The sequence below is a fragment of the Sphingobacterium composti genome (genome assembly GCF_009829075.1).
GTDB lineage: Bacteria > Bacteroidota > Bacteroidia > Sphingobacteriales > Sphingobacteriaceae > Sphingobacterium > Sphingobacterium composti.
Window position 1 is genome coordinate 1 of the sequence record NZ_WUQZ01000056.1, and the last position, 1,069, is coordinate 1,069.

The 1,069-nt window shown below is 38.5% G+C and carries 2 pseudogenes; one reads left to right on the plus strand and one right to left on the minus strand.

What is annotated here, in order from left to right:
• Positions 1–688: pseudogene (locus GOQ17_RS16020) on the plus strand (transposase); the annotation flags it as partial.
• Here the strand turns inward: GOQ17_RS16020 and GOQ17_RS16475 are convergent.
• Positions 687–940 (minus strand): annotated as a pseudogene (locus GOQ17_RS16475) (IS3 family transposase); the annotation flags it as partial. The pseudogenes GOQ17_RS16020 and GOQ17_RS16475 overlap by 2 nt on opposite strands.
• Positions 941–1,069 lie beyond the last annotated feature (129 nt).

Genomic DNA, 1,069 nt, shown 5'->3' on the forward strand with positions numbered 1-1,069 from the left:
TGTTTGCATGCTCCATGACTTAGAATATGTGAGTCTGAGGGTTCAGTATATTGATGGGACCAAGATTGAATCAGCTTCAGGGCGTTATAGCTTTGTTTGGAAGAAGTCTATCGAGAAGAATAAAGCAAAATTAGAAACACACATAGCCTCCGTACTTGCAGATATTGATTCACAAATCAAACAGGATCAATCTGAGTTAAACAGAGATGAGACTCCTAAACCTATAGATAGCATCGAGCTAAAGAAGAAAATGGATCAGCTCAATGCGGATATCCAAGAAAAAAGTAAGGCTACGCAGAAACAACTTAAAAAACTGGAAGAAGATTATCTCCCTCGATTGGAAAAATATGAGCAGCAGTTGGAAATTCTAGGTGACCGTAATAGTTACAGTAAAACCGATCCAGATGCCACATTTATGCGCATGAAAGAAGATCACATGAGGAATGGTCAACTAAAACCCGCTTATAATGCCCAGATCAGTACAGAAAATCAATTCATCACCCAATATAGTATTCATCAAACTACAGCTGATACAGTAACCTTAGCCTCCCATTTGGAGAGCTTTGAGCAGCAATATCAAACTCAAAGTGAAGAAGTGGTGGCAGATGCAGGTTACGGCAGTGAGCAGAATTACGAACTCATGGAGGGTAAAGGAATAGTTTCGTATGTGAAGTATAATTACTTTCATAACTGATTATTTCCTGATTGAACAGATCAATGATCGGGCTAAGGTAGAGCTTCCTTCCCTTTACTTTGAACTCTGTAACATCTGTGGCCCACTTTTGGTATGGTCTGTCAGCCTTGAAATCACTGTTAAGAATATTGGGAGCAATTTTTCCTATATCCCCCGATATGACCGGTACTTTTTCACTCTGATCAGGCTCCTCAATTTCATTTCTTCCATCAGCCTAAGCACGGCCTTATGGTTTATAGGCATTCCATACTGGAGTTGCTACCTTTGAGTGGAGACAGATTTAAAAAATAAAGAATTAAATTTGTTAACATATGGCACGAGTATTTGAAGAATCTTTTAAAATCATGGCAGTTGAATTATCCTGTATAAAAGGAT